Origin of the sequence: Loigolactobacillus zhaoyuanensis, from assembly GCF_003946385.1 — a bacterium.
Taxonomy (GTDB): Bacteria; Bacillota; Bacilli; order Lactobacillales; family Lactobacillaceae; genus Loigolactobacillus; species Loigolactobacillus zhaoyuanensis.
In genome coordinates, this window is sequence record NZ_RHOE01000007.1 from 47,435 (window position 1) to 73,313 (window position 25,879).

Consider the following 25,879-nt stretch of genomic DNA (forward strand, 5'->3'; position numbering starts at 1 on the left):
TATACTGCCTCCGTTTTTATGCGTTCATATTACGCTTATGTTAGCCTAACTCGGCGCACCACGCAAGCTAATTCAATTTTAAGCGCAAAAGATTTCGTTTTAATTGGGTTTCTGTCAGTTTTTAGCTATAATTAATTTTAAATACAAATACCATAATATTGGGGATCAGCAAAATTTCGTCCTCTATTGTGGAGTAAGGAAGGTTTCGTCCATGCTAAAAGAATTTCGTGATTTTTTGTTACGCGGTAATGTGATGGATTTGGCCGTTGCCGTGATCGTTGGTGGCGCCTTTACCACGATCGTTAAATCATTGACCACTAATCTGATCAATCCATTACTGGCCTTGTTCGTCGGTAAAGTCGATCTTTCCGGCATCGTGTTAAAACTAGGCTCAGCACAATTCAAAGTTGGTTCTTTTTTGAATGACGTGATCAACTTTGTCATCATTGCGTTCGTCATTTTCCTATTGCTTAAAGGTATCACTAAGCTGCGCGGTCTGGCTGCGCATGAGGTCGTAGAAGAAGCGCCACTACCGACTAAGGAAGAAGAATATTTAAAAGAAATTCGCGACTTATTAGTTCAGCAACAACGTAAATAAGTCGACTCAGATCTACGCCAAAAGCGTGGATTTTTTATAGCCAGATCTCCAACAACATTAATAATAACCACCCCGCCAATTGCCGCCAACGAGTCATGACCAGTAATGCTAAATAATCACGGAGTGCGCCAATCGGCAAATAACGCCATGGCGTATATGCCGCATAATAGGTCAACTGACGGTCCAAACGGTTCGCATATAAAGCAGCCCGCAATATATGGAAATTGCTGGTCAGCACCCCAGCAACAGCCGTTACCGGCACCATAGCCAGTGACAGTTGCAAATTCTCTAAGGTCGAAGTTGAGCGATCTTCTAAAATCAGTGCACTGGCAGGCACCCCCATTTTGATTAGTACTGCGGCCATGGCTTCCGCCTCGCTACAAGGTTCATCGCTACCCTGGCCGCCAGATACAATAATGTGGCCGCCAAGCCGCCGGTAAAGTTGCGCTGCCCGTCGCACACGCCAATACAGCGTGCTGGTTAACTGACCATCTGGCCGCAAGCCGGAACCGAGCACGATCACATACTGCGGCTGTGCGGGCTTAGGATAGCTAAGTAACAATAATGTTCCTACAGCGTAGGCCAGCAAACCAACTGCAAAATAACCAACGCTCAACCAGAGCAGCGCAACTAATCGTGAGCGCCACCATAAAGTGAGTACTGGCAGTAACACTAAAATTAACGCAACGAGTTGCAAACTGCGATAAGCCAGCCGTTCACCGCGCCGACGTAACAATTGCCTAGCAAAGTACCAAAACAGATACCCGACTATGACCAGCAAGCCACTAACGACACCATAGCCCCACGGCAATACACGCTGGATCAAATTTAGCCCACCACCAGCAGTTAGCAAATACCAACCTAAAATGCCACCACCAAACACAGCGCCATAACCAGCCAGCCAAAAAAGCCGGCGCCAGTATGCTACCAGCACTAGGATGCTCAGACCAACTAGCCACCACATTGATTTCACCTCTATTTCAATTCCGAATATGACCATTTAACTACATCCACAAAAACGGACGCATTAAAATAAAAAGGTGTGTTGAACTAGCGACTATACCGCTGATTCAGCACACCTTTTGACCTTATTTAGTTTCTTTATGGAATTTATTTTCAAACAAGGGACTAACTGGTTTATTTTCGTGGATTCGTTTGATCGCATCACCGATCAATGGACCAACTGAGATCTGAACGACTTTATCAATTAATTTTTCTTGTGGCAATTGAATTGAATCAGTCACGATCAATTGCTTGATCGGTGAGTTAGCGATCCGTTCGATTGCTGGGCCAGATAAAACAGCATGGGTGGCACTGGCATAAACTTCAGTTGCGCCGGCATCCATCAATGCTTGCGCACCTAATGTGATCGTCCCAGCAGTATCGATCATGTCATCAATTAGAATACATTTTTTGCCTTTAACGTCACCAATAATATTCATTACTTCGGCAACGTTGGCTTTAGGCCGTCGCTTATCAATAATCGCTAATGGTGCTTTTAAGAATTCGGCTAATTTACGCGCCCGCGTAACGCCACCATGATCTGGTGAAACAACCACGGTATCTTCGCTAACGCCGTGAGTCAAGAAATAATCAGCGATCAATGGTGCACCCATTAAATGATCAACTGGAATATCGAAGAAACCTTGGATTTGTGCGGCATGTAGATCTAATGCCAAAATTCGTGTTGCGCCAACCATTGCTAACATATTAGCCACTAATTTAGCCGTAATTGGTTCCCGTGAACGCGCCTTACGATCTTGGCGTGCGTAACCGTAATAAGGGATCACCAGGTTAATTGATGCTGCAGAAGCCCGCCGTAATGCGTCGATCATGATCATCAATTCCATCAAATTATCATTGACTGGCGCAGAAGTTGATTGAATGACATAGACGTTATCGCCACGAATACTTTCTTCAATATTGATCCGAATTTCACCATCACTAAAGCGATCCACCGTAGTCTTACCGAGTTCAACTCCGACTTCATCGGCGATTTTTTGCGCTAACGGCTTGTTTGAATTCAAAGCAAATATTTTCAGCTTTGGATCAAAATAATGTTCTGACATGAGAGCCTCCATTTTAATTTAATGTCGTCTGTTATAAAACGTGTCGCAAAACTATTTTGATTGATCTTTCCAAGTGATCTACAAGAAGTGGCACAAAAGTAAAGTATCTTTTTTGCCGCCTTTAATAAACCCACATTTAAATAATAGGTAATTTCCGCGCACAAATCAAGCTTGACTGCGAAAACTTACGGTATTTTCATGAAAGCCTAATTTTCAGGTTCGTGTGGTAATTTAGCCCAATAGTCTGCTTTATTGACTTGCCGGCCGCGGGCGATCGCCATTTCATGGAAATCAACATCAGCTGTGATCGTTGACCCTGCAGCCACAAAAGCATGATCAGCCACTTTAACCGGCGCCACAATATTAGCGTTACTGCCAATAAAGGACCAATCGCCAACAGTCGAATGATGCTTATTCAGCCCATCATAGTTAACGAAGACAACGCCGCAGCCGATATTGATATGTTCACCTAAAGTCGCATCGCCGACATAGGATAAGTGGCCCATTTTAGTGTGCGCGCCTAACTGTGCCTTTTTGACTTCACAGAAATTACCAATATGAACGTATTCACCGATCTCTGATTGTGGTCGTAAATGACTCATCGGCCCAATATTGCTATGATCAGCCATACTGGATTCTTCGATAGTCGAGCTGGTGATTCGTACATCGTTACCAATTGTCGCATCAGTTAAGGCAGAACCAGTGCTGATGTAGCAATCATTACCGATCACGGTTTTACCTTTAAGCGTGACGCCAGCTTCAATCGTTGTATCTGCCCCAATTTTTACATCAATGTCAATGTGCGTCGCTGCTGGATCGACTAAAGTTACGCCGTTAGTCATGTGGTCATCATTGATTCGTTGCTGCATAATTTTCGTTGCTTGAGCTAATGCGGCTCGAGTATTAACACCTAATGATTCAGTGAAATCCTTCATCCGATAAGCAGAAACAATTTCACCCTTGTTTTTCAAAATACCGATCACATCGGTTAAATAATATTCACCCTGTGCATTTTCATTACCAACTTCATGTAACGCAGCAAATAATGCTTGATTATCAAAACAGTAAACACCGGTATTGATCTCCGTAATGGCTGCTTCTTCACGACTCGCATCTTTCTGCTCGACGATTTTTTCAACAACACCTAATTCATTCCGTACGATTCGACCATAACCCGTTGGATCAGCGGCAGTCGCCGTTAGTACAGTTGCTTTAGCCCCTTTTTCTTTATGATATTCAAATAATTGCTCAAATGTTTTTGCGGTCAATAATGGTGTGTCACCACTCACGACCATCGTCATCCCTTCAGCGGCGCCTAGTTGATCCTCAGTCCGTAAAACGGCATCGCCAGACCCATTCTGTTCAGTTTGTACGGCATAGTCAGTCCGTTGCCCTAAAGCCGTTTTAACGGCAGCAGCGCCATGACCGATCACCGTCACGATTTTATCCGGATGCAATTTTTCTGCTTGTGTTAGTACATGATCGACCATTGGCCGGCCACAAACAGGATGCAACACTTTGGCCAATTTTGATTTCATGCGGGTACCCTGACCCGCTGCTAAAATTACAGTATATTTTGCTATCAAGTTTTTTCCTCTATTCCACGATTATGTTACTAAGTAGTCATTTTATTGACTAGACCAATTTAACTGATTTAGCCACATTCACCTAACTATCATAGCTTAGTCACAAATTACTGACAAGTGCCGCCGCTGGAAAAATAAAAACGCCACGAAAATTAATTCGCGACGTCAATTTGATTCTTATTTCTTGCGCCTACCTAGTGGTCACCGTGCAGGTAATTAGGTATAAATAAGTGCCCCTAGACTTACTTAAATGTCCGGCTAAGGTAATTACCTGGTGCGACATGGATTGTTTTATCACGACTGTCGACTTTATCAACGGATAATAACGCTGTATAATCAGCAATCGCGCGTTCACCAGCAAAAGCTGATTCAGCAAAAACGGTCACACCAACTAATTCAGCTTCGAACTCTTCAATCAAGCTCTTCATCCCGTTGACTGTGCCGCCACCCTTCATAAAGTCATCGACAACTAAGACCCGTGAGCCTCGTTTCAGGCTGCGCTTCGATAGCTCCATTTTCTCCACACGCTCGGATGAGCCAGACACATAGTTCACACTGACCGTCGAGCCTTCAGTGATTTTCGAGTCCCGGCGCACGATAACGAATGGTACATTTAAAAACATCGATACGCTTTGGGCGATCGGTACCCCTTTTGTCGCAACGGTCATCACTGCATCGACTTGTTGCGTCACGTATTGTGTCGCAATCAAACGGCCGACCGTCCGTAAAACATCAGGCTGTCCTAGCAAATCAGACAAATAGACGTAGCCGCCAGGTAATAAACGACTTTGTTCGGACAATTCGGTTGTCATGGCATCAATAAATTCAGTTGCTTCATCCTGACTAATGGTTGGGATGAAACGGACACCACCAGCCGCACCAGGAATAGTTTCTAATATTCCTGTCCCACGGCTAGTAAAAGTACGCCGGACGATACCAAGATCTTCACTGATCGAAGATTTCGCCGATTCAAATCGTTTAGCAAAATAGGTTAGCGGGACCAACGTATGTGGTCGCTCCAATAAGTACCGGGTCATATCGATCAAACGTTCACTGCGCCTTATTTTCAATTAATCCACCTCATTTTAAGACATTCGTTTGTCTATTATATAGACTTTGTCTTAAAAAAACTAGCATTTATCGCTTTTTGTTTAAAATAGTTCGTTTTTTCTTATTTAAGCGCTAGTTCAAGCCATTTAATAGTGGCCGTACCAGATAAACTTCATGACAAAAACCTTTCATACTATTAAAAACGTGTTGTGCCCGCGAGTATTTGGCGCATAAACCAAATACAGTCGGTCCGCTACCACTCATTTGTGCTGCATCCGCACCAAAGCGCAACATTTGCTGCTGTAACTGCTTAATTTGCGGGTAACGCTGGCTAGTGATTTCTGCCAGTGTATTACCCATGCTGGCCAAGATCTGCTCGTAATTATTATTGTGGATCGCCGCTACCATTTGCTCGATCGGCGGATGATATAACTGCGCATCATATGAGATCGAACGCAGAATACTCGGCGTTGAAACACTAGCGCTAGGCTTAGCTATCACTACCCAAAACGGTGGTAACTTAGGTAGCAAAGTCACCTGATCACCGCGGCCAGTGACCAAGGCGGTTTGTGAATACACACAATATGGGACATCGGAATCAATTGCCAAGCCTAAATGTGCTAAATCAGCTAATGACCAATTTAATTGCCATAATCGATTAAGCCCACGTAACACCGCTGCTGCATCCGAGCTGCCCCCACCTAAGCCGGCGGCCACTGGAATCTGTTTACGAATATGAATTCGCGCACCGCTGGTTACACCAGCTTTTTGCTGTAAAAGTTGTGCCGCTTGGAACGCCAAATTACGCTGATCGACTGGTAAAAAACCGCTATCCGTAGTCACCGTGATTTGCCGCGTCGCCGTTCGTGCCAGATCAACATAATCGGCGAGGTCAACTGAGGTCATCACCATTTTCCACTCGTGCTCGCCATCAGCATGCTGAAAAAGGGCGTCTAAACTTAAATTAATTTTTGCCGGTGCCTTTTCCGTGATTTCCATGCTCATTCCACCCGACTACTTGATTTGTTTACAATTATACTAACTTTTCGTCCAACTTAAAAGTCACGATAATCATGAATTAGCAAGACGACAAAAAGAGAGTGTAACATAAGACGGTCAGCTCCTGAGCATTAGCCTACTACTCCACAATAGTGGATGATTTTCATACCGAAAATCTTTGATGTTACGGACGTTGACCATTTAACTAAGGCGAAGACCGCCAAGTTAAACCATGGCAAGCGGAGGGAGCTATCTTATGTCACACGTTTAATCTATAATATTCGGCAATAAAAAAGAGCCTGTGACATAATATTGCTTATGTCACAGCCTCTTTTAGCGTTTTTTAAATATGCAGCGCGTGAATAAATAATCCTGATAAGAAAATCCACGCACAGATGATCACCAAGTAGCCTAAGAAAAATTTCAGACTTTGCTTAAGAATTTCGCCTTCTTGACCTTGCAAATTAGTTGCCGCCGACGCCACGGCAATGCTTTGTGGCGAAATCATTTTACCAGCAGTGGCACCCACCGCGTTGGCAGCAACCACCCAATACGTACTATCATGTAAGGCCACTGCCGCCTGTCGTTGCAGATTACCGAACAGAACGTTGGCCGATGTATCTGAGCCAGTTACAAAAGTGCCTAGCGCACCGATCAGCGGCGCAACGATGGGATAATAAACGCCGAGTAAACCAACTAAAGTCGCCGCAATTGTTGCGATCATGCCACTATAGCCCATTACTTTGGCTAATGCGACGATGGCACAAACCGTGATCAAGGTCTGAACCATCTGAACCGCGGTTTTACCCAAAATCTTAAAGATCTGTCCTAACTTCATCTTTTGTATCAGCCCACCGATGATCGTTGCCAAAATAATCAACGTTCCCGGTGTTGATACCCAATTGAAAATATATGGTTTAGCACCGGCGCCGGTGTAGATCGTAACCGCCGACTTAATGCTAGTCAAAAAGTGATTCAGTGGTGGCACTAATGGTGAAGCCAGCATAACAAAAACAAATACAAGGATAAATGGCATCGCCGCCAAGGCAAACTCACTCATTCGCGGCGTCTCAACATCAGCTTTTTGTTCGCTGGGATGCTTACTTTCATAGCGGCGCGCAAACCAAACAGTCACAATAATACAAATGATCGATCCAATAATTGCAGGTAATTCAGCCCCAAGAAAACGGGCAACAAAAATTTGCGGAATCCCAAAAGCTAGGCCAGCCGCTAGTGTTGGCACCCAAACACCGCGGATCGCCTTTACCCCGCCACCGATCAACGCCACCATCACAAACGGAATGATCACGATCAACGGTAATAGTTGCAATGAAACTAAGTAAGATAAGTGCTGTACATTTAAACCACTTATTTGTGCCAATGTAGTCACCGGCAACCCAATTGCCCCAAAAGCAGTTGGCGTTGTATTAGCGATCAAACAAATCGTCGCCGACAAAATCGGATTAACGCCAAAGGCAATTAGTATACCTGCTGGAATCGCAACTGCTGTACCAAAACCAGCGATTGCTTCCAAAAAGCCGCCAAAGCCCCAAGCGATGATCAATACCAATAAACGTTTGTCGCTAGTAATGCTTGATAAGCCATGCCGAATCGTTGCCATACTACCGCTAGCAGTAGTCAAATTATAGGTAAATACGGCGGCAATAATAATATAAACGATCGGCCAAATCCCCATCACCGCGCCCTCTAAAGCTGCAGTTAAACTATTAAGAATAGGCATTTTAAAAACAAATATTGCAAGTAACAATGTTAAAATAAGTCCAATTGTACACGCCTTACTACCAGCCATTTTAAGTACGCCTAACGAAAAAATTAACCAAATGATCGGCAGTAACGCAGCTAAGAATAATCCCCAATGCATAAGTAACGCCTCCTTCTACTTCCAAAATAAAAATCAAAAAATATAATTCATTAAAAACTATTACTAGTATAACTAGTTCAATTGTAACCGATTTCATTTTAAATGTAAGCTACTTTTACTCGCATAAATTGAATTAGTGATTTCCCTTATTTGCGATTTTTAGCACAAAGGCAAGAATGCTGACTTGAATCCATCGTTTAACTGCTATTCAATAACTGCACAAATCATCACATAGTACGCTAAAAAAACAACAAAAAAACTCAGAGCCATTCAGCTCTGAGTTAAAATAATTATTTTTAGGATATAGCAATTTGTGGTTCTCCATCAAATTCAATTTTAATGGTCTTCGTTAATAGATCAGCATAGCTATAAGAAACCCGCTCGAAAGCATTTTCTTCTTGATCTAAGTCAACAACGAAAACAGAAGGATAGGTTTCGTGCAAAATCCCCTTACGCTTGGTAACTTTCTTTCGCCCAGCTTGCGCGACGACCATCATTTTCTTTCCGACTTTACTATCGAGATTTGCTTTAATGCTCGCTAGTGTAATTGGCATCTGCTTCACCTCTTCTTAAGATAAAGTCTAGTATATCACGGATCAGCGGAATTTGCAATTATACCACAAGCTTTTATTCAGTGCAACCAAAACCATAGTGAAAAATATTAAAATTCGGCTAAAGTTGTTCGTTGGCGCTAATCGCATTGGCTAAGCGAACGAAATCGGTTACGCTAAGTCGTTCCCCGCGAATACCAGGGTCAATTTCGGTTGCTGCCAGAACTTCAGTTATTGCTGTCTTAGTTGTCTCATCTTTGCCATAAAGCGCCGTTAAATTGTTCCACAAGCTTTTACGCCGTTGGGCAAAACTACCTCTGACTAAACGCGCAAAAACTTTATCATCAGTTGCGACTGCTGGTGGTGTCACATAACGTGTTAACGCCACAATTGCCGAGTCAACGTTAGGCTGCGGTACAAAAACAGTTTTCGGCACAATAAAAGCAAGTTTGACCGTCATTTGATACTGTACGGCTACTGATAAAGAGCCATAAGCTTTACTGCCAGGATCAGCCGCTAAGCGTTCAGCCACTTCCTTTTGCATCATGACTACGATCTGATCAAACGCGATGCCGCTTTCCAATAAGCGTAACAAAATTGGTGTTGTGATGTAATAAGGCAAATTAGCGACCACTTTCACCTTATGTTGACCATCAAAATGGTCGCGGATCAGCGTCGCCAGATCACTTTTCAATACATCCTGATTCAGTACGGTCACATTGTCATATGGCGCCAAGGTGTCAGCCAAAATCGGTAATAGGCGTTGATCGATTTCCAACGCCAACACTTGATGGGCATTTTGCGCCAATTGTTCGGTTAAACTACCGATTCCGGGGCCAATTTCCAGCACATCATCGGCAGCAGTCAACTCAGCTGCACTGGCAATTTGACGTAAAATTGTTGGTTCAGTTAGAAAATTTTGACCCAAACTTTTCTTAAAAGTTAAGCCATAATCAGCTAAGATCGCCCGGGTCCGTTCGCGACTACCGATTGGTTGTTGTTCTTCAGTCATTAAGTTGTTCCTCTCTATCTAGTTGCGCTACCGCTGTAGTAAAATCAGCAGGAGTGATTTGAAACAATTGTAGCCGTTTATAAAGTTGTTTGCTATTGGTGTAGCCGATCCGTAAAATATCGCCTAGTCGTTGCCGCCGTGCGCGGGCATTGACCCCCGCAGTCAAACCCGCTTGCTGCAATTGTTGCCTTGAAATAACGGCTGGTGCGTCAGGCATTGACGTGTAGAGATGACCTAACGCCGCTAAAATCGCTTTATTACTGGCGTGTTCAACCCCTAAACTGCTGTGGTGATCAGCTGGTTGCGCTTGACCTGACCGTAAAAAAGCATGTTTAACGCCTGGTACCGTGCGGGTAATAATTTTCCGAATTTGCTCGCCAGGAAAATCAGGATCAGTTAAAACGATCACTCCGCGCTTTTCTTGGGCTAAAGCAATTTCGGTTAGCGTCTCAGCACTGATTTCCGAGCCATTAGTTTCGATCGTATCGGCATTGACCACATCCTGCAATCGCCGCGTATCATCGCGGCCTTCAACGACAATTACTTCTTTAATTTTATCAGTCATGGCGCCACCTTGAAAAAGTTAGTCGTGTTAGCGTACGTTTGCGCCGCAATGGTTGCCACGGACTCACCGCGCAATTTAGCAATGGCTTCCACCACGTACCGCGTATAGCCAGGCTCGTTTTGCTTGCCACGATAGGGTGTCGGCGTCAAATAAGGCGCATCGGTTTCCACCATTAAGCGGTCACTAGGCACTACTTTAGCCGCTTCATGCACCAGCGGCGCGTTTTTAAAGCTGACCACCCCGCTAAAGGAGATCATCATCCCAAGATCAAGAAATTTATTCAACCAATCAACGCTACCGTTAAAACTGTGCATCACGCCACCAAATTCATCGATGTGTGCATCCTTTAAAATCGCGTAGGTATCGGCTAACGCGTCACGAGTATGCACCGAGATCGGCAAATGTAGCTCGTGTGCTAACTCAATTTGTTCACGAAAAATCTTCTGTTGCTGAACATGATGTTCGCTATCCCAATGATAGTCGAGCCCAATTTCACCGACTGCGATCACTTTAGGCTGTTGTAGCTGCTGGCGCAATTCATCTGCCACTTGCCGCGTATAGTCCATAGCGTATTCAGGGTGCCAACCAACGATCGCGTATAAATTATCGAAGCGCGCCGCCAAATCCAGTGCGCCACGATTTAAATTAGCATCCGAACCAACGATCGCCATTTTAGTGACATCTAGCTCGCTGGCGTGCTGAATATAAGCCGCTTCTCGTCCCGCAAATGGGCCATCATTTAAATGAGTGTGTGAATCAAATATTTGCATAACTGCCTCCAAAAATAAAGGGCTGCACCGTTGGCAGCCCCCACAACTTTAACCGACTAAAGCGCCGGCTGGAATCGATTCATCTACGGTCAACAAAGTGATTTTACCTTCCATTTCAGAAGAAAGCAACATCCCTTGGCTGATCTGACCACGCATTTTCCGTGGTTTCAAATTAGCAACGATGATCACGTGTTTACCCGTTAATTCAGTGAAATTAGGGTAGAATTCAGCGATTCCCGACAGAATTTGTCGATCTTCGCCATCACCAGCATCCAAACGGAATTGGAGCAACTTATCTGCTCCCGCCACCTTTTGGACGTGCTTGATCACAGCAACTTTTAATTCTGTCTTGTCGAAATCCTCGAATTTGATTGCTTTTTTAGTCAAAGCTAATTCAGTACTTGCTGGATCCCAGCCAGTAGGTGCATCAGCTTTTTCTTGTTCTTTTTTGTTGGTGCCGATCGTCATCTGCATTTGTGCTTGAATGTACTTAACTTCTTCATCCATATCTAAACGCGGAAAGATCGGCGTCCCCTTAGCGATAACTTTAGTATTGGCTGGAAAATGGCCGAAACTAAATTCTTGGTTAGCTGGATCATCGAAATCTAAACCTAATTGAGTGAAGATCTGTTTTGGCGCGTGGGTCATCACCGGTTGTAATAATAAAGCAACCAGACGCAAGCTTTCTGCTAAATGACCTAACACACTATCTAATTCAGCTTTTTTCGTTTCATCTTTAGCCAAACGCCATGGTTCAGTTTCATCAATGTATTTATTAGCCCGACTGATCAAGCGCCAAACTTCATCTAAAGCGTCGGAGAAATGTAAATTATCCATCATTTCTTCATACTTAGCTAGAGTTGTGGTGGCCACCGCCTTTAAATCAGCGTCAAACTCAGTCACATTAGCCGTGGCCGCTGGCACAGATCCATCATTGTACTTGTTGATCATTGCAATCGTACGGTTCAACAAGTTACCAAGATCATTGGCTAGATCATAATTGATCCGCGAAACGAAATCCTCTGGCGTGAAGACGCCATCGTTGCCAAACGGAATGGCGCGCATCAAATAATAACGCAAAGCATCAAGGCCATAGCGTTCAACTAACATTTCCGGATAAACCACGTTGCCTTTTGATTTGGACATCTTACCGTCCTTCATCAGCAACCAACCATGACCGAAGACTTTCTTCGGCAACGGAATATCTAAGGCCATCAAAATAATTGGCCAATAGATCGTGTGGAACCGAACGATTTCTTTACCAACTAACTGAACATCAGCTGGCCAGTAACGCTTGAATAGCGTATCATCCGGCGTGCCGTAACCTAAAGCCGTAATATAGTTAAGCAAGGCATCGACCCAGACATAAACCACGTGCTTGTCGTTGCCCTTCACTGGTACTCCCCAATTAAAGGTGGTCCGTGACATAGCTAAATCTTCCAAACCAGGTTCAATGAAGTTCTTCAGCATTTCTTTTTTGCGGGAGGCTGGTTGGATAAAATCAGGATGTTCATCGTAGTATTTCACCAACCGGTCAGCATATTTGCTCATCTTGAAGAAATAAGACTCTTCCTTGACTAGCGAAACTTCGTGACCACTAGGTGCCTTACCGCCAGTCACTTTGCCGTTATCATCACGGTAAACTTCGGCTAATTGGGATTCGGTAAAGTATTCTTCATCAGAAACAGAATACCAACCTTCGTACTCACCTAAATAAACATCGCCTTGTTTGATCAATTGATCAACGATGTTCTGTACGGCCTTAACGTGATAGTCATCAGTTGTACGGATAAATTTGTCGTTAGAGATCTCTAGCACTTGCCATAATTTTTTAACATCTGCGGCCATATTGTCCACATATTCTTGGGGTGTGATTCCCATTTCTTCGGCTTTTTGTTCAATTTTCAAGCCATGTTCGTCAGTTCCGGTTAAATAGAAAACATCGTAACCAGACAACCGTTTGTAACGAGCTAAGACGTCACAAGCAATCGTAGTGTACGAATTACCGATGTGTAAACGGCCAGATGGATAATAAATCGGTGATGTAATATAAAATGTCGGTTTAGTCTCTGCTGCCATATTTGCGTTCCTCGCTTTTGTGTAAATAGTTACCAAAATTATAGCACAAAAATACGTTAGATTGGGCATTCTAACGATAATAAAAACGCGAACCTAAAGATAGATTCGCGTTTTCAGCGCCAAGCACAATTTTTCTCATGATCATTGACTGCACCAACGCTTTGCATAAAGGCATACGCCGCTATTGGGCCAATAAATTTAAAGCCACGTTTTTTTAAATCTTTAGCTAATGCAATCGATAATGGCGTTTGTGTTGGCACTTCCCTACTGAGCGGCATTGATTCGCCGACAAACGCCCAAAAATAATTAGCAAAGCTGCCAAATTTAGCGGTCACTTTTAACCAAGCCTGCGCATTATTAACGGTAGCTTCTAATTTCCGCCGATTACGAATAATGCCAGCATCCTGCATCGCGGCGTCAATTTCTTGAGTGGTCATCGCTGCAACTGCTTGAATTTGGTAATCATGAAAATCACGATGAAAAGCAGCCCGTTTATTCAATACCGTCGCCCAGCTTAAGCCGGCCTGATAAGTTTCTAAACACAGTCGTTCAAATAATTCCTGATCGACATAAGTCGGCCGGCCCCATTCTTGATCATGATACGTCTGCATTGCTGGGCTTGAATTAGCCCAGCTACAACGTTGGTGCTCCATCATTATGCCATCGCTACTTTCTTGGAAGTCTTACATTTTAAAATAAATCTATTTGTTGCGGCGCTAAACCAGTAAATTCGATGCCTAACAATTGCTGTAAGGCCAAGGCGTTATCTGCTGCATCGCCGCCAGAATTATTATTAAAAATCACACAAACTTCTTTGGTCTCTTGGGTCAAACGCTGAATATCCGGCACAAAATTTTTCAATTCATTAGTGCTGTAACGCCAGAGTGTACGCTGACTGCGCCAATCCTTACCTTGGTTCGCCCAACCGGCAAAGTTACGCCCATGCAAGCGCAGAATGGCCAATTGATTAGTGGCTACCGGAAAATAAGGCACGCTACCAGCTGGCGTTTGTGGTTCGTCAACGATAACATGGCTAAAATTTAACTGTCGCAGCAGTCCAAGCGTACGCTGCCGAAACTTTTCCTGATACCAAGTTGGATTACGAAACTCTACTGCAGCCGGTAAATCACCTAAATAGTCGCGCACCTGATTTAAATAAGTGATATTTTCCGAACTGACTCCAAAAAATGGCGGAAACTGTAACAGAATTGATTTTAACTTACCTGCTGCCGCTAAAGGGGTAATATTTTGCTTAAATTGGGTGAACACTTCCTGTTCATTAAGTGCACCAACCGTTTCAGGGCCGCGATGGCGGGTCATAACCTGATTTGCTTTCACAATAAATTGAAATTCTGGCGGCGTTTCTGTTGCCCATTTACTGAATGAACTCAACCGTGGAATCCCATAGAATGGCGTATCTAGCTCGACACAAGGTAAAAACTGACTGTACTCCGGCAAAGTAAGTTTACGCTCGCGACCTTCATGCAGCAAACTGCCATGTTCGCTCCAAGTCGTCAAACCGAGTGTGATCATTTTTTACCCCCTTTGCATAAATTTTAATAACGCTGAAATTGTTGTACCAACCAGGTCTCATGTTGACTTAATTCACGACCTAATTCGAAAACAACGCGTTGTCCATTATGGCGATAATTACGCCGAATACGACTTAGTGCTAAACCGATCAAGGCTAATAAAAAAGCAACCGCCACTGCACGACCACGAGTAAATGGTACGGTAAAAATCGTCAATTGTAAGCCATTAAATGCGATCTGCAGTAGGATGTAAGCAAATAAAAAGTTGATAGCAAATTGGATCCGCCGTACATTGCGCAACCTTTGTGTGATCAATTGTAGTGCCAGTACTAAATCTTCGCGGACCATAAGTCACCTCCTACAGCTTACTTGCTAAATGGTGCCTTAGTGATCGATTTGAAATAACCGTGTTGCTGCATGTCGCGTTTTAAATCAGCCATCGTGAATTGATGATAAAATGCGCGATAGCCATCATCGGCCAACGTAAATAAATCAGTCAATGTTTCTTCAATATTACGGCTAATATCATTACCTTCACCGATTGCACCTGTGTTACCCGTGGTAAAACGGGCGTAGCTCAAAGTTGGTGGAATCGTTAAATCGTATAGTTCACCAACATTGATCTGTTCCAACTGCCGATCAAGCTGGTACCCACCATTCTTACCAACGACACCGCGAATGTAGTGTTGCTTATGCAGTACCGACAAAATATTGCGGATCATAACTGGATTAGTGGTCATCGAAGTGGCGAGCTCACGACTGGATACCAGCCGTGGTTGTTTTTGCTCTAAATAAAGCAGACTATGCACGGCTACTGAAAAATCCAGACGCATAGCGACACCTCCTCGTACTCTTAAATTTAAATATTAGCCACAGCTCACTCAAGTGGTTTGACCCAAAAATCGATCAACTGTTCATCAACAAAATTAGTGATGTATCGTTGCTGTTTACCCGTCAAAGCTGGCGCAAGCAACCGCTTAAAATCAGGCACAACACCTAGGTTTTCTGGCTGAGTCAGCCAACTGACTTGGAAGAAATTAAGCAGTCCTTCACGCATCTGTTGTGGATATACCGTCACATCCACTGTGTGTAATTCAGCCACATACAGGTAGATACTATCAATATATTTACCATCAATAAACCAATCGATGATACCAGCTGTAGTCAGTGAATAGTCTGCGTTGGCGATCCCCGTTTCCTCAAAAATCTCACGTTGTGCGGCCGCGGCAGGCGTCTCACCAGCTTCCAGCTTACCGCCGATTCCGTTCCATTGTCCTGGATAAGGTGGTTTGCGGCGATTCAAGACTAACAATAGATCTTGATAGTGCAGCAACGCTAACGTATATTTACAAGCCATCGTTTCCATTCTTTCTCTTAATAAATTTTAGCACACATCGCGGTCACTTACCGCTCTGTAGCCCTTTGATCACATGGGCTTGATATTGCTTTGCAATCAACATCGTGCTGCGGTACCAATCCGTCAGATAAGGTGCCAGCTCAGGATCAGCTAAGGCCGCCGTTTGCTGGGCAATCACTTCTTGTTCACGTAAAACATTAGTTAGTGGAAGCTTGTTTGCGTATTTAACCGTGGCGATCTTATGCGCCACCGCCAGCCGTTTTTCAAATAATACCGTTAACTGTGCATCGATCTCGTTGATTTCCTGACGTTCTGCTTCTAACATTACACTCGCCCCATCCAAAATTAAGTTAATTCTAATTTTAATCAACTTATCCGCGCAAAACAAGCTAGAGTTGTTGAAAAACGTCTAGCGCATCAGCTTGTACCATCTCAAATGCAAACGGTAGATCCAGTTTTTCCTCATTAACTGCGATCACCTGCGCACCTGGTTGTGCATAATTTACCAGCAATGAAAATGGTGCTACCCGAAACGAGGTCCCACAAATTACGATCAGATCGGCTTGGCCAACCGCCGTAATGGCCTGACTGATTGCCTGTTCCGGCAACGCTTCACCGTACAAAACAATGTCTGGCCGTAAAATACCACCATCAGCGGCGTGCTGATCACTTTTTAAGTATTGCTGGTAAGTGAACGTTTCATGACATTTTTGACAATAGATGTGGTACAAATTGCCATGAAACTCAACCACATTTTTGGCACCTGCAGCCCGATGTAAACCATCAACATTTTGGGTTACGATCGCGCCTTTTTCGTTGCTGATCGCCGCCATTTTTTCATGGATCGCATTTGGCTTCGCTTGCGGATAATACATACTGGACTTAACGAACTGATAAAAATCAGCCGGATGGCGTTGCAAATTTTCTGTGCTCAATAGATATTCTGGATCTTGTTGGTTAGCGTACAAGCCATTTTTTGAACGATAGTCCGGTATCCCTGAAGCGGTGGAAACCCCGGCTCCGGTGAGAAATGTGACAAACTTTGCTGCCTTGATCGCCGCTTTTAAATCAACCATTTACTCATTTCCTTTCCATAAATGGAATTTGCTGTTCCTGCATGAATTCCTGAACCGATTGGCCGTAAACTTTTTTGAAGAATTCCGCACTCTGTTTTTCACCAGCTGGCGCAGCGAGTACAAACGTATTTTGTTGATCGTTTTTGCCTAATCCAATATAAGCTGATTTGCCACCTTCACGCACATTAAGCTCCGAGTGTAGGATCTCAAAAACCTGTCGAACTTCCAACCGCTGCTGGCGTGGTGAAAAAACACCGTCCAGCGTGATCAGTTGATTGTGATTCGTAGTGGCTAAACCCACGCTAGTCAACCAAGGATCAAACGCCGCAAATAAATTCACCAACGCGCGGCGGAAGGTAAACGGCGAATCGATCGATTTGTTGGCAATCACCTGATACAAAGCTTGTGCGCCATGGTATGCCGCTGGATAACGTTGCTCAAATTGCTGATCAAATGTCGTTGTATCGCCGCGATAAAAAACTAACGTATCCAATAAAGCAAGCGTACGAAAAACCACCAAGCGGTCAGCTTTTTCTTCAGCAGGTACTTCTTGTAAAATCCCGGCTAAATATTGGGCTTGCACTTGTTCGTCAACCAGCTTTAATTCCTGCTGCTGAGCGCCGATCACAACATGGCTGACCACATTATATAATTCGCTTGCGGTGGCCCATAATTGCCGATTCAGTAGTTCTTCGCCAGTGGTTAAATTAAATCTAATTTGTGGATAGCCCTGCTGTAACAATAGTAAATGTAACAGCTCATGACTAACCGTATAGTCAACGTTAGTGCTATCGGTCACATCAATTGTGATACTGCCATCATCGTTTTTGATTTGTCGCGACTGCCCGTGGCGAATATAGCCCACTTTTTTCGTACCTAATTCAATCTGAATATTCTGCCTGGTTAGTGCTTGTGCCTCATCAAGCAACGTCATTACGGCTGGTGAAAATTTTTCTGTCATGCTGATACTTCCTCTCATTCTGACTCGTCTACTTCCATTCTAGCAAAGCATGGCCTGCTTGTGAACCAAGCCATCCATGTTAATCAAAGCGCTTTCGTGATATACTAAACATAGTTTCAAAACAAATTTAACGGGGTGAAATTTATGGCAGAAACACGCAACGTTCTTTTATATTTGATACAAAGTCTCGATGGCTACATCGCTGAAAGTGACGGCGATATGACTTGGTTACAACAATTAAATACCACCGAAGCAGATAGTGCTTTTCAAAATTTCTATAGCCGCGTCGATACCGTGATCATGGGCCGTAAAACTTATTCGCGGGCCACAAAACGTGCTGGTAGTTATCCATATAGCGATAAACAAGGTTTCGTTTTCTCGACCACACTACACGACACAGAGGATCGGACCACAGTTGTTGCCGGTGATGTCGTCGAATTTGTTCGCCAACTAAAACAAGAAAAAGGTGGCGACATCTGGCTAGTCGGCGGTCCTGATTTATTTGCTGAATTACTAAAAGCGCATGAAATCGATAAATTGATCATCTCGATCGCACCAGTATTACTTGGTACTGGTACCCCGTTACTCAATACTAACTTAAAAGATGTCCCTTTAAACTTACTTGCAACCAAAAAAATCGGTCGCTTAGTTGAACTGACTTACGCAGTCGATCAGAAATAAATAAAATCAGCCTACCGTCAATTTTCGGTAGACTGATTTTTTTATTTAAATCACTATTTTTCCGTTTCACCGGTGTTGATCACCGGCTGCGTACCGCGATCAGTGATGATCGAAACTAACAGATTATTGACGATTCGCATTTTACGCTCGTCGTCAAAGTTCAACTTATCGTTAGCCTCCAACTGGCTTAACGCATCTTCAGTCATTGAAACTGCACCTTCAACAATAATTTTGCGTGCCGCCAAAATAGCAGATGCTTGCTGCCGTTGCAACATGGCGCTGGCAATTTCTGTGGCATAGGCCAAATGGGTCAGACGCGTTTCAATAATTTCCACGCCAGCCACCTGCAGCCGCTCCTCCAGCTCAGTGGTTAATTTCTGCGAAACTTCAGTTGTGTTGCCGCGCAAAGTGATCGCATCGACATCGGCAAATGTATCATAAGCGTATTGACTCGCGACGTGCCGCACCGCAGCTTCACTTTGGATCTGCACAAATTGTTCATAATAATCAACGCTGAATAACGCTTTCGCCGTATCGGTCACTCGAAAAACGATCACCGCAGCGATTTCCACCGGATTACCTTGTTCATCGTTGACTTTTAAAATATCGCTGTTGAAATTACGTACGCGCAACGAAATTGGTCGTTTATTGGTTAATGGAATAGTGATGAACAAGCCGCTTTCCTTGATCGAGCCAACGTAGCGGCCGAAGAAAGTAAGTGCTTGCGCTTCATTCGGGCCAACGATTGTCAATGCACTGAAAAAGAATACTGCCACCGCCAAAATAATGATCCCACCAATAATGCTGATCGTCATTTCATTTAAAATACCAATAGCAGTTAAGAAAACACCTAACAATGACAATATAAGTAAAATGACAAATCCAACGTAACCATTAATGTACCAAGCTTTTTTCTCAGTCATTTTGCTGCCTCCCAAATATATTGTGCCCGTTCGCCACCAATTAATTTCGGTCGACTACGTAAATAAGTGGTGTGCGCGCCACCAATTGTTTTAATGCTGGTACGGACAGGTATCTGGACAAATTTAACATGCATTCCGATTGCGGTATCACCAATATCCATTCCTGCCTGCGCTGAAATGTGTTCGATTTCCACTGGATCATTAAACGTTTCAAAGGCCGCCATTTGTGTAGCACCGCCGGCATGTAACGCTGGTACCACGCTAACCAGCTCCCAACCATGCGCTTCAGCGACAGCACGTTCAATCGCCAATGCACGATTTAAGTGTTCACAGCCTTGTACCGCTAGATGAATTTGTTGTGGCGCCAACAAATCTTGTAGTGTTTTGACGACTATGCGCCCGACTTCCCGACTAGAATCTCGGCCAATATGTGCACCTTGAATTTCACTTGTGCTGCAGCCAAGCACGAATACAGCGCCAGATTTGAGTCGTGCTTCCGCCAACAATTCACTGGCACCTTGCTTAATTTGTGCCGCAATTTCAGTTAAATCAGCCATCGAATCACCCACCCTATTCCTGTTGTCTGCCCACAGTATGCGCGGTCGTTATCAGTCGGTCAAGTATTCTGGACATGCGTGCTGTTTGCGTTATAATAGAGAGAAAATTCATGGAGGTGAATACGATCAAATACACAAAGCAGCAACGCACAACAGCAACTAATCAGCGTGAGCAAACTTGGCAGAAATTTAAGAAACAGGCCAACCAACTAAGCGCACATAAACATGGTACCCGGCGTAATGGGCATTAAAAAGAGCCAAGAACAAGTTATTGTTCCTGACTCTTTTTTGATTGCATTAATAATGTTTCTAACGTTGCTAAAACACCACTGTGCTCAGCATCAAGTTTAGTTACTCGTTGTGCCACTTGCTGAACAAAGTCAGGCGCATTTTGCATCGCATAACTCTGACCGGCAGCCTGCAACATCGCCACATCATTAGCACCATCGCCAAAAGCGACCGTTTCCGCGGCTGAGATCTGCCACTGCTGCTGCAAAAACGCAACCGCGGCTGCCTTGCCCACATCAGCACGGACCAAATCAATTACGCCATAACCGCTATCGTGGGCAACTAATTTGCCTGCAAAATAAGTGTTCAAGCTGGCGACATGCTCTGCTGCAGTGCCACTACGATAGGCCAAACTGATTTTCTTGATTGGCGCACTAACTTGGTTTAAATCTACCGCTTGCAAGTTGGCGTAGAATTTACTAGCTTGCTCAATCAACGCCGATGCGACGCCATAGCTAGTGTACGAACGATCACTACTCGTTAAAATAACGTAGGCATGCTGCAACGGTAAAACTTTTGCTTGATACGCCGTTAAAAATTCAGCCAATTGTTGCGCGGATAACGCACCATCAAAAATTTGTTGCTCGCGCCAATAAATCGAAGCCCCATTTTCAGCGATATAAACTAAATTATCCGCCGCTAAGGGTGCCATAACTTCACGTAAATGCCGATATTGATTACCACTACAAACCGCAAAGTAAGCTTGTTGCTGCGTCAACAGCTGGAGCACCTGCGCTAGCCGTGCGTGATCCAACTGTTGGTTAGCATTCAATAAAGTCCCGTTCATATCGGTCACCACTAATTTTATCATCAAGCCACTTCCTTCGTAAAACTAAGTACTTTCATTTTAACGCAAGCAGCTATAAAAAAACTAGGCGTTCAGAGATAAAACGTCTAGTTCCTATCTATATCAACGTTATTCCGCTAAGCAGCGGGCATTAGTTGGAAAGTCGCTGCCCTGAATTGCTTGTGGGTAAGCAGCTAATAACTCAGCAACAAATTGTGGCGTTAGTGGCTTAGCAGCCGCTAATACTTGCGGTAACAAATTCAACGGATCGACTAAATCAGCATCGTGTGCCATTAACACCGCAATGAGCTGCGGCAACGTTTGAAAGTCACGACTGACAATATAATAAGGCCGCCCACCGATCATGAAAACGAAAAATAGCCATAGCGCTGTAGTATCAGCAGCTAAATTACCTGCCCGCAAATAACCTAATTGCACCGAACCAACGTCATCCCAGCCAACCTGCAAAAATGTGTCGCCCCGCTCATCGCGCAAAGCCACTTGCGCCTTAGTTAAAATCAGCGTGCTCGCAGCGGTACTGGCAGTTGTGAAACTAAAAGCCAGCGGCGTCAAATGTGTATTAATTTTAGTGGCAATATCTTTAGTTGCTGGCGCGCGTTCACCAGAAAATAATTGTGGCTCTAGCGTATACATAAAGATCCTCCTCTACTGCACAAGAAACATAGTTTTGTCCGCTAACTTACGGCTGCTTTTAGCGCCCAAATTTTTTAAAGTTTGCGTCGATCAGTTTGATCATGTTCACATCCAGTATAACTAATTTTTGAACTCGGTTACAAGATTAACGATTTACACCTATCCGCAACGCTCACATCGATTTCGGCGCTAATTAACTGTGCGTAAAACATAATCCTTTTCCCACATCAAATCAGGTATAATAGAACTATCTACTGATTGGAGGAAATTTATCATGGGCACATTAATTTTGATTGGGATCATCATTCTACTGATTATTCTTTTATTATTTGTCACAGTAAAAATTGTGACACAGCCAAACAAGGGTGTTGTGGTTACTTTAGGTCGTTTTGAAGGTATTCTAGAACCCGGCATTCATATCATCAAGCCATTTATTTCGCGTATTATTACAGTTGGGACTGCACAAACACCAGTTGATTTAAATCAACAAGTTGTGATCACCAAAGATAATGCCGAAATTTCAGTTAAAATTTCGCTGAAATATCACGTGACTAATATTGAAGATTTCGTTTTTAAGAACGAAGATTCCGTTCGTTCAATGGTTCAGGACACGCGGGCCGCATTGCGTGGCATCATTGGTAATAAAGAATTGAATGAAGTTTTGAATGGTACTCAAGAAATCAATAAAGAATTATTCAAAGAAATTTCATCCGTTACTGCTGGCTATGGTTTAAATGTTGATCGAATCAACATTGATTCAGTAAATCCATCAGCTGACATCCAAGCTTCAATGAACAAATTATTACAAGCTACCCGTGAACGTGATGCGGCCATTGCTAGCGCTGAAGGTAGAGCACGTTCAGTCACCTTGGAAAATCAGGCCAATAACCAAGCTTTGTTAGAAACTAACGAAGCTAATAATAAAGTGCTGGTCAACACAGCAACCGCCAAAGCAACTGCGCTAGAAACAACTACTGACGCGCAAGTTTACCAAACAAAACAGTTAAACACCGTGCTGACTGATGCCAGCCAAAATTACTTTGTTCAACAAAATATAGATGCGTTCCGTGACCTAGCTAACAGCTCAGCGAACACGGTCGTCTTACCGAACGCTACCGCTGATGGCATGGGTCAACTACCCGCCATTGGTAACTTATTAGCCGGCGACAAGGCTAAAACCACCACAGCTAAATAGCACCACTTTATAAATAGACGTGAACGGCAATGTAATCCAGCATTGTTGCTCACGTTTTTTTACAAGCATTATTTTTCATTCGCTAAAAAATAGTCTAGACAAACTATACTGAAAATGATTAGTTAGCGGCTATTAACTTGATCACTAACCTTACTTGGTTGGTGATTTTATTTTACGTAAATTACCGACGTCAGTTCGGCTATTTTTATTGCTTGACATATTATTATATAGCATATATGATATTTATAAATCAATACTATACGCCATATAATATAGTGAGGAGCATAAACCATGAATATTCCTGTTAGTTCGGAATTACTGGATGGCTGCGTTTTGGCCCTACTAGCCGCCAAAGATTATTACGGCTACACGATCACCCAGCAAATCCAGCAAACGATCACCATTTCAGAATCAACTTTATATCCCGTTTTACGGCGCTTAAAAAAAGATGGCGCCTTGGAAACTTATGATGAACCCTTTAAGGGCCGTAACCGCCGCTACTATCGCATCACACCTGCTGGCACCACGCGCCTTGGTGAAATTCGCAACGATTGGGAAGATTACAAACATAATATTGACTGGTTAATGAAAAAGGAGGGGCAAGCCTGATGACCACCACTGATTATTTAGATGAATTTCAAGCATTACTGCAAGGACTTAGCAGTGATGAAACCAGCGATGTGCTGGAATACTATCAAGAATATATTTTGGATGCAGAGTTAATTGATTACGCAGCCGCTGTAGCCAAACTAGGCACGCCGCACCAATTAGCACGTAAAACATTGGCTGATTATTCGATTCGTCAAAGTGAACCTGTGACGCGAGCAACTCCGCGGCATAATGCGCGCTTGATCTGGATCATTATTCTCGCCCTCTTTGCTTCACCAATTGCCATTCCGCTAGCGATCGCTGTGATTTTAATGTTGATTGCTGGTATATTAGTGATCGGCGCGATTATTTTTGCGGCCATGATGGTCGTGGCTGGCTTACTATTGGCCGGTGGCTTTGCGCTGATCAGCGGGGTTGCCATTTTATTCCAATCTTTTGCCACTGGTATCTTTTACATTGGCGTCGGCTTAGCTGGCTTAGGCGGCGGTATTTTAGCATTGCTGATTGGCTACATGGTCGTCAAAGTCCTACTACAAATGGGTGTGGTGATCATTAAATACATTTACCACAAATTTCAAGCTCGACATCAGAAAGGAGCGCGTGACTAATGCAAAAAACAGCTAAATGGGCGGCAATTATTTTACTTGTTGGTGCGCTTTTTGCCGGTATCGGTGCATTAATGGGCGGTGTTAATAGCGTCACCTATGACCACGGTTTCCAGGTCGTCCACAACGAAACCGTTACTCGCAAATTAGGTAATGTCAAACAGCTTGAGGTCGATTCCGATAACGCCTACGTTGAGATCGTAGCGGGTAACCAAGCAGCCGTTACCGTATCTGGGCCTGATGCTAAAGCAACTAAAATCAATTTAGATAATGGCATTTTAACGATCGCTCACTCTGGTAATAACAATGGGATCGGCTTTGACTTTGGTAGTGCCGAGGCCCATATCAAAATCACGTTGCCACAAAAGACATTGAACCAACTTAACTTGAACCTCACTAGTGGCAATCTCAAACTACAACAAATTGCTACCAAGGACGCTAATATCAGCCTTGATTCTGGCCGCATAGTCGCCGATCAACTGACTATCAGCCACAACGGTTTGCTAAAAAGTAACAGTGGTGATGTCAAGCTATCACACAGTAGCTTGACTAAAGTAACGACGCAAATTAGTTCCGGTGAACTCAGCATCGATAATAGTACTTTAAATAGTTTTACGGCCACCAATAGTAGTGGTGATACAGAAATCGAGCACAGCAAACTAGCCGGTGTGCTCAGTCTGACTAATCGCAGTGGTGATGTAGAACTTAATAACAGCAACACTAGTGGCTACCGTTTGCAAACTGATTCTGGCGACATTAGCCTGCATGATACTGAGCACGCTTCACCATATAATCAAGATCCTAACGCTGCCGACCGCCTAGAAGTTACTAATAATAGCGGCGACATCGATATCGAATAATTCGTTATCTGTCAAAAACAAGTTACATTTAAATTTACTTTCATAAGCTGTATTCTTATTTTAGCCGTTCTCTAGTGAAGCAATTTCTGTACGAATAGCGTATAATGGTGAACTAGAAATGATCATGCGGAAGAAGGCTAAATTAATGTTTGATAACAATCAAAGTCGTTTTGCATCTTATGGCGTCGTCGCTACTATTCCTGGAGAGTTGATCGATCAAATTTGGTCGATCATTGATAATAACTTACAAGGCGTTTTTCCATTAGCTCATACCTTAGTTTTTGAGCTCAGTAATCACAAAGGACTTGTCACTTACGACTATGTCCAAGATCACGAGACTGTTGCTAGCTTTGACACACCATTTCCTTACAACAGCGAGCTGCCAGCGACACTGCTTGCGTACGATAGTGGTGCCCAACAAACAATTTTATTACCTAGCGAAGCTGAAGCTTAAAAAGACCAACAACTGTTGAGATTATAACAGTTGCGATAATCCCTTTATGGTTGTCAGATGAAATACAATAATTCATCTAACAACTATGGAGGGATTTTTGTATGCCCAGATCTAAACATACGGTACTCGAAAAATTAGCAATCTTAAAGGAACTTACCCAATCAAAAACTGGACTACGG

At 43.6% G+C, this 25,879-nt stretch carries 31 protein-coding genes; 8 read left to right on the top strand and 23 right to left on the bottom strand.

The annotated features are described in order from the left end of the window. Window positions 1–211: 211 nt before the first annotated feature. On the top strand, window positions 212–598 hold the full coding sequence (gene mscL, locus EKM76_RS02785) for a large-conductance mechanosensitive channel protein MscL (RefSeq protein ID WP_125549154.1): 387 nt from the start codon (window positions 212–214) through the stop codon (window positions 596–598). 34 nt (window positions 599–632) lie between these two features. Here mscL and EKM76_RS02790 read toward each other — a convergent pair whose 3' ends face one another. From EKM76_RS02790 to EKM76_RS02880, 19 genes are all read right to left on the bottom strand, one after another. Next, window positions 633–1,562 (bottom strand): YdcF family protein, encoded by a 930-nt coding sequence (locus EKM76_RS02790; protein WP_125549155.1) that lies wholly within the window; start codon window positions 1,560–1,562, stop codon window positions 633–635. A 124-nt stretch (window positions 1,563–1,686) separates the two neighbouring features. Then, window positions 1,687–2,667: a ribose-phosphate diphosphokinase gene (locus tag EKM76_RS02795; RefSeq protein ID WP_125549156.1), complete on the bottom strand. Its 981-nt coding sequence runs from the start codon at window positions 2,665–2,667 to the stop codon at window positions 1,687–1,689. Between the two features lie 206 nt (window positions 2,668–2,873). After that, window positions 2,874–4,253 carry a bifunctional UDP-N-acetylglucosamine diphosphorylase/glucosamine-1-phosphate N-acetyltransferase GlmU gene (gene glmU, locus EKM76_RS02800; RefSeq protein ID WP_125549157.1) on the bottom strand — a complete coding sequence of 460 codons (1,380 nt, stop codon included), beginning with the start codon at window positions 4,251–4,253 and terminating at the stop codon, window positions 2,874–2,876. 242 nt (window positions 4,254–4,495) lie between these two features. Next, window positions 4,496–5,323 (bottom strand): pur operon repressor, encoded by an 828-nt coding sequence (gene purR / locus EKM76_RS02805; protein WP_125549158.1) that lies wholly within the window; start codon window positions 5,321–5,323, stop codon window positions 4,496–4,498. A gap of 112 nt (window positions 5,324–5,435) precedes the next feature. Further along, entirely contained in the window at window positions 5,436–6,302 is an 867-nt protein-coding gene (gene ispE, locus EKM76_RS02810; protein WP_125549159.1) for a 4-(cytidine 5'-diphospho)-2-C-methyl-D-erythritol kinase, read from the bottom strand. Window positions 6,303–6,645: 343 nt separating this feature from the next. Next, a complete protein-coding gene (locus EKM76_RS02815) occupies window positions 6,646–8,184 on the bottom strand; it encodes an L-lactate permease (protein ID WP_125549160.1) in 1,539 nt (512 codons plus the stop codon). A gap of 296 nt (window positions 8,185–8,480) precedes the next feature. Beyond that, window positions 8,481–8,738 (bottom strand): Veg family protein, encoded by a 258-nt coding sequence (locus EKM76_RS02820; protein ID WP_125549161.1) that lies wholly within the window; start codon window positions 8,736–8,738, stop codon window positions 8,481–8,483. Between the two features lie 118 nt (window positions 8,739–8,856). Beyond that, complete coding sequence (gene rsmA / locus EKM76_RS02825; RefSeq protein ID WP_125549162.1) at window positions 8,857–9,747, bottom strand: 16S rRNA (adenine(1518)-N(6)/adenine(1519)-N(6))-dimethyltransferase RsmA; 891 nt, start codon at window positions 9,745–9,747, stop codon at window positions 8,857–8,859. Beyond that, window positions 9,740–10,312: a ribonuclease M5 gene (rnmV, locus tag EKM76_RS02830; RefSeq protein ID WP_125549163.1), complete on the bottom strand. Its 573-nt coding sequence runs from the start codon at window positions 10,310–10,312 to the stop codon at window positions 9,740–9,742. Before rnmV ends, rsmA begins: the two co-directional genes overlap by 8 nt. Beyond that, a complete protein-coding gene (locus EKM76_RS02835; protein WP_125549164.1) occupies window positions 10,309–11,082 on the bottom strand; it encodes a TatD family hydrolase in 774 nt (257 codons plus the stop codon). The genes rnmV and EKM76_RS02835 overlap by 4 nt, the downstream gene beginning before the upstream one ends. A gap of 48 nt (window positions 11,083–11,130) precedes the next feature. After that, window positions 11,131–13,161 (bottom strand): methionine--tRNA ligase, encoded by a 2,031-nt coding sequence (metG, locus tag EKM76_RS02840; protein WP_125549165.1) that lies wholly within the window; start codon window positions 13,159–13,161, stop codon window positions 11,131–11,133. Between the two features lie 113 nt (window positions 13,162–13,274). After that, window positions 13,275–13,817, bottom strand: a complete 543-nt coding sequence (locus EKM76_RS02845; protein WP_125549166.1) for a DNA-3-methyladenine glycosylase I — start codon at window positions 13,815–13,817, stop codon at window positions 13,275–13,277. 34 nt (window positions 13,818–13,851) lie between these two features. Further along, entirely contained in the window at window positions 13,852–14,694 is an 843-nt protein-coding gene (locus EKM76_RS02850) for a DUF72 domain-containing protein (protein WP_125549167.1), read from the bottom strand. Between the two features lie 23 nt (window positions 14,695–14,717). Continuing rightward, window positions 14,718–15,041, bottom strand: coding sequence for a hypothetical protein (locus EKM76_RS02855; protein ID WP_125549168.1), 324 nt, complete (start codon window positions 15,039–15,041; stop codon window positions 14,718–14,720). A gap of 17 nt (window positions 15,042–15,058) precedes the next feature. After that, entirely contained in the window at window positions 15,059–15,526 is a 468-nt protein-coding gene (locus EKM76_RS02860; RefSeq protein ID WP_125549169.1) for an Rrf2 family transcriptional regulator, read from the bottom strand. A gap of 44 nt (window positions 15,527–15,570) precedes the next feature. Next, window positions 15,571–16,050, bottom strand: a complete 480-nt coding sequence (locus tag EKM76_RS02865; protein ID WP_125549170.1) for an NUDIX hydrolase — start codon at window positions 16,048–16,050, stop codon at window positions 15,571–15,573. 43 nt (window positions 16,051–16,093) lie between these two features. After that, the gene (locus EKM76_RS02870; RefSeq protein WP_125549171.1) at window positions 16,094–16,375 is read right to left on the bottom strand and encodes a chorismate mutase; all 282 of its coding nucleotides are present in this window, start codon (window positions 16,373–16,375) and stop codon (window positions 16,094–16,096) included. 64 nt (window positions 16,376–16,439) lie between these two features. Beyond that, entirely contained in the window at window positions 16,440–17,126 is a 687-nt protein-coding gene (locus EKM76_RS02875; protein ID WP_125549172.1) for an NAD-dependent protein deacylase, read from the bottom strand. A 4-nt stretch (window positions 17,127–17,130) separates the two neighbouring features. Next, entirely contained in the window at window positions 17,131–18,087 is a 957-nt protein-coding gene (locus EKM76_RS02880; protein WP_125549173.1) for a hypothetical protein, read from the bottom strand. A 144-nt stretch (window positions 18,088–18,231) separates the two neighbouring features. On the opposite strand from EKM76_RS02880, the gene EKM76_RS02885 reads away from it, so the two are divergent. Beyond that, window positions 18,232–18,768: a dihydrofolate reductase family protein gene (locus EKM76_RS02885; RefSeq protein WP_125549174.1), complete on the top strand. Its 537-nt coding sequence runs from the start codon at window positions 18,232–18,234 to the stop codon at window positions 18,766–18,768. Between the two features lie 53 nt (window positions 18,769–18,821). On the opposite strand, the gene EKM76_RS02890 is transcribed toward EKM76_RS02885, so the two are convergent. Next, on the bottom strand, window positions 18,822–19,691 hold the full coding sequence (locus EKM76_RS02890; protein ID WP_125549175.1) for an SPFH domain-containing protein: 870 nt from the start codon (window positions 19,689–19,691) through the stop codon (window positions 18,822–18,824). Continuing rightward, entirely contained in the window at window positions 19,688–20,248 is a 561-nt protein-coding gene (locus EKM76_RS02895) for a TIGR01440 family protein (RefSeq protein ID WP_125549176.1), read from the bottom strand. The genes EKM76_RS02890 and EKM76_RS02895 overlap by 4 nt, the downstream gene beginning before the upstream one ends. Window positions 20,249–20,364: 116 nt before the next feature. On the opposite strand from EKM76_RS02895, the gene EKM76_RS13760 reads away from it, so the two are divergent. Next, a complete protein-coding gene (locus EKM76_RS13760) occupies window positions 20,365–20,499 on the top strand; it encodes a hypothetical protein (RefSeq protein WP_263853669.1) in 135 nt (44 codons plus the stop codon). Window positions 20,500–20,516: 17 nt separating this feature from the next. On the opposite strand, the gene EKM76_RS02900 is transcribed toward EKM76_RS13760, so the two are convergent. Together EKM76_RS02900 and EKM76_RS02905 are read right to left on the bottom strand one after the other, a co-directional pair. After that, the gene (locus EKM76_RS02900) at window positions 20,517–21,347 is read right to left on the bottom strand and encodes an HAD-IIB family hydrolase (RefSeq protein WP_125549177.1); all 831 of its coding nucleotides are present in this window, start codon (window positions 21,345–21,347) and stop codon (window positions 20,517–20,519) included. A 105-nt stretch (window positions 21,348–21,452) separates the two neighbouring features. Beyond that, on the bottom strand, window positions 21,453–21,977 hold the full coding sequence (locus EKM76_RS02905) for a hypothetical protein (protein WP_125549178.1): 525 nt from the start codon (window positions 21,975–21,977) through the stop codon (window positions 21,453–21,455). 274 nt (window positions 21,978–22,251) lie between these two features. Here EKM76_RS02905 and EKM76_RS02910 point away from each other — a divergent pair, with 274 nt between their 5' ends. From EKM76_RS02910 to EKM76_RS02930, 5 genes are all read left to right on the top strand, one after another. Further along, window positions 22,252–23,172: an SPFH domain-containing protein gene (locus EKM76_RS02910; RefSeq protein WP_125549179.1), complete on the top strand. Its 921-nt coding sequence runs from the start codon at window positions 22,252–22,254 to the stop codon at window positions 23,170–23,172. Window positions 23,173–23,463: 291 nt separating this feature from the next. After that, the gene (locus EKM76_RS02915; RefSeq protein ID WP_125549180.1) at window positions 23,464–23,781 is read left to right on the top strand and encodes a PadR family transcriptional regulator; all 318 of its coding nucleotides are present in this window, start codon (window positions 23,464–23,466) and stop codon (window positions 23,779–23,781) included. Then, window positions 23,781–24,389, top strand: a complete 609-nt coding sequence (locus tag EKM76_RS02920; protein ID WP_125549181.1) for a DUF1700 domain-containing protein — start codon at window positions 23,781–23,783, stop codon at window positions 24,387–24,389. Before EKM76_RS02915 ends, EKM76_RS02920 begins: the two co-directional genes overlap by 1 nt. Continuing rightward, window positions 24,389–25,246 (top strand): DUF4097 family beta strand repeat-containing protein, encoded by an 858-nt coding sequence (locus tag EKM76_RS02925; RefSeq protein ID WP_125549182.1) that lies wholly within the window; start codon window positions 24,389–24,391, stop codon window positions 25,244–25,246. Before EKM76_RS02920 ends, EKM76_RS02925 begins: the two co-directional genes overlap by 1 nt. A gap of 145 nt (window positions 25,247–25,391) precedes the next feature. Then, window positions 25,392–25,700 carry a DUF960 domain-containing protein gene (locus EKM76_RS02930; protein ID WP_125549183.1) on the top strand — a complete coding sequence of 103 codons (309 nt, stop codon included), beginning with the start codon at window positions 25,392–25,394 and terminating at the stop codon, window positions 25,698–25,700. Window positions 25,701–25,879 lie beyond the last annotated feature (179 nt).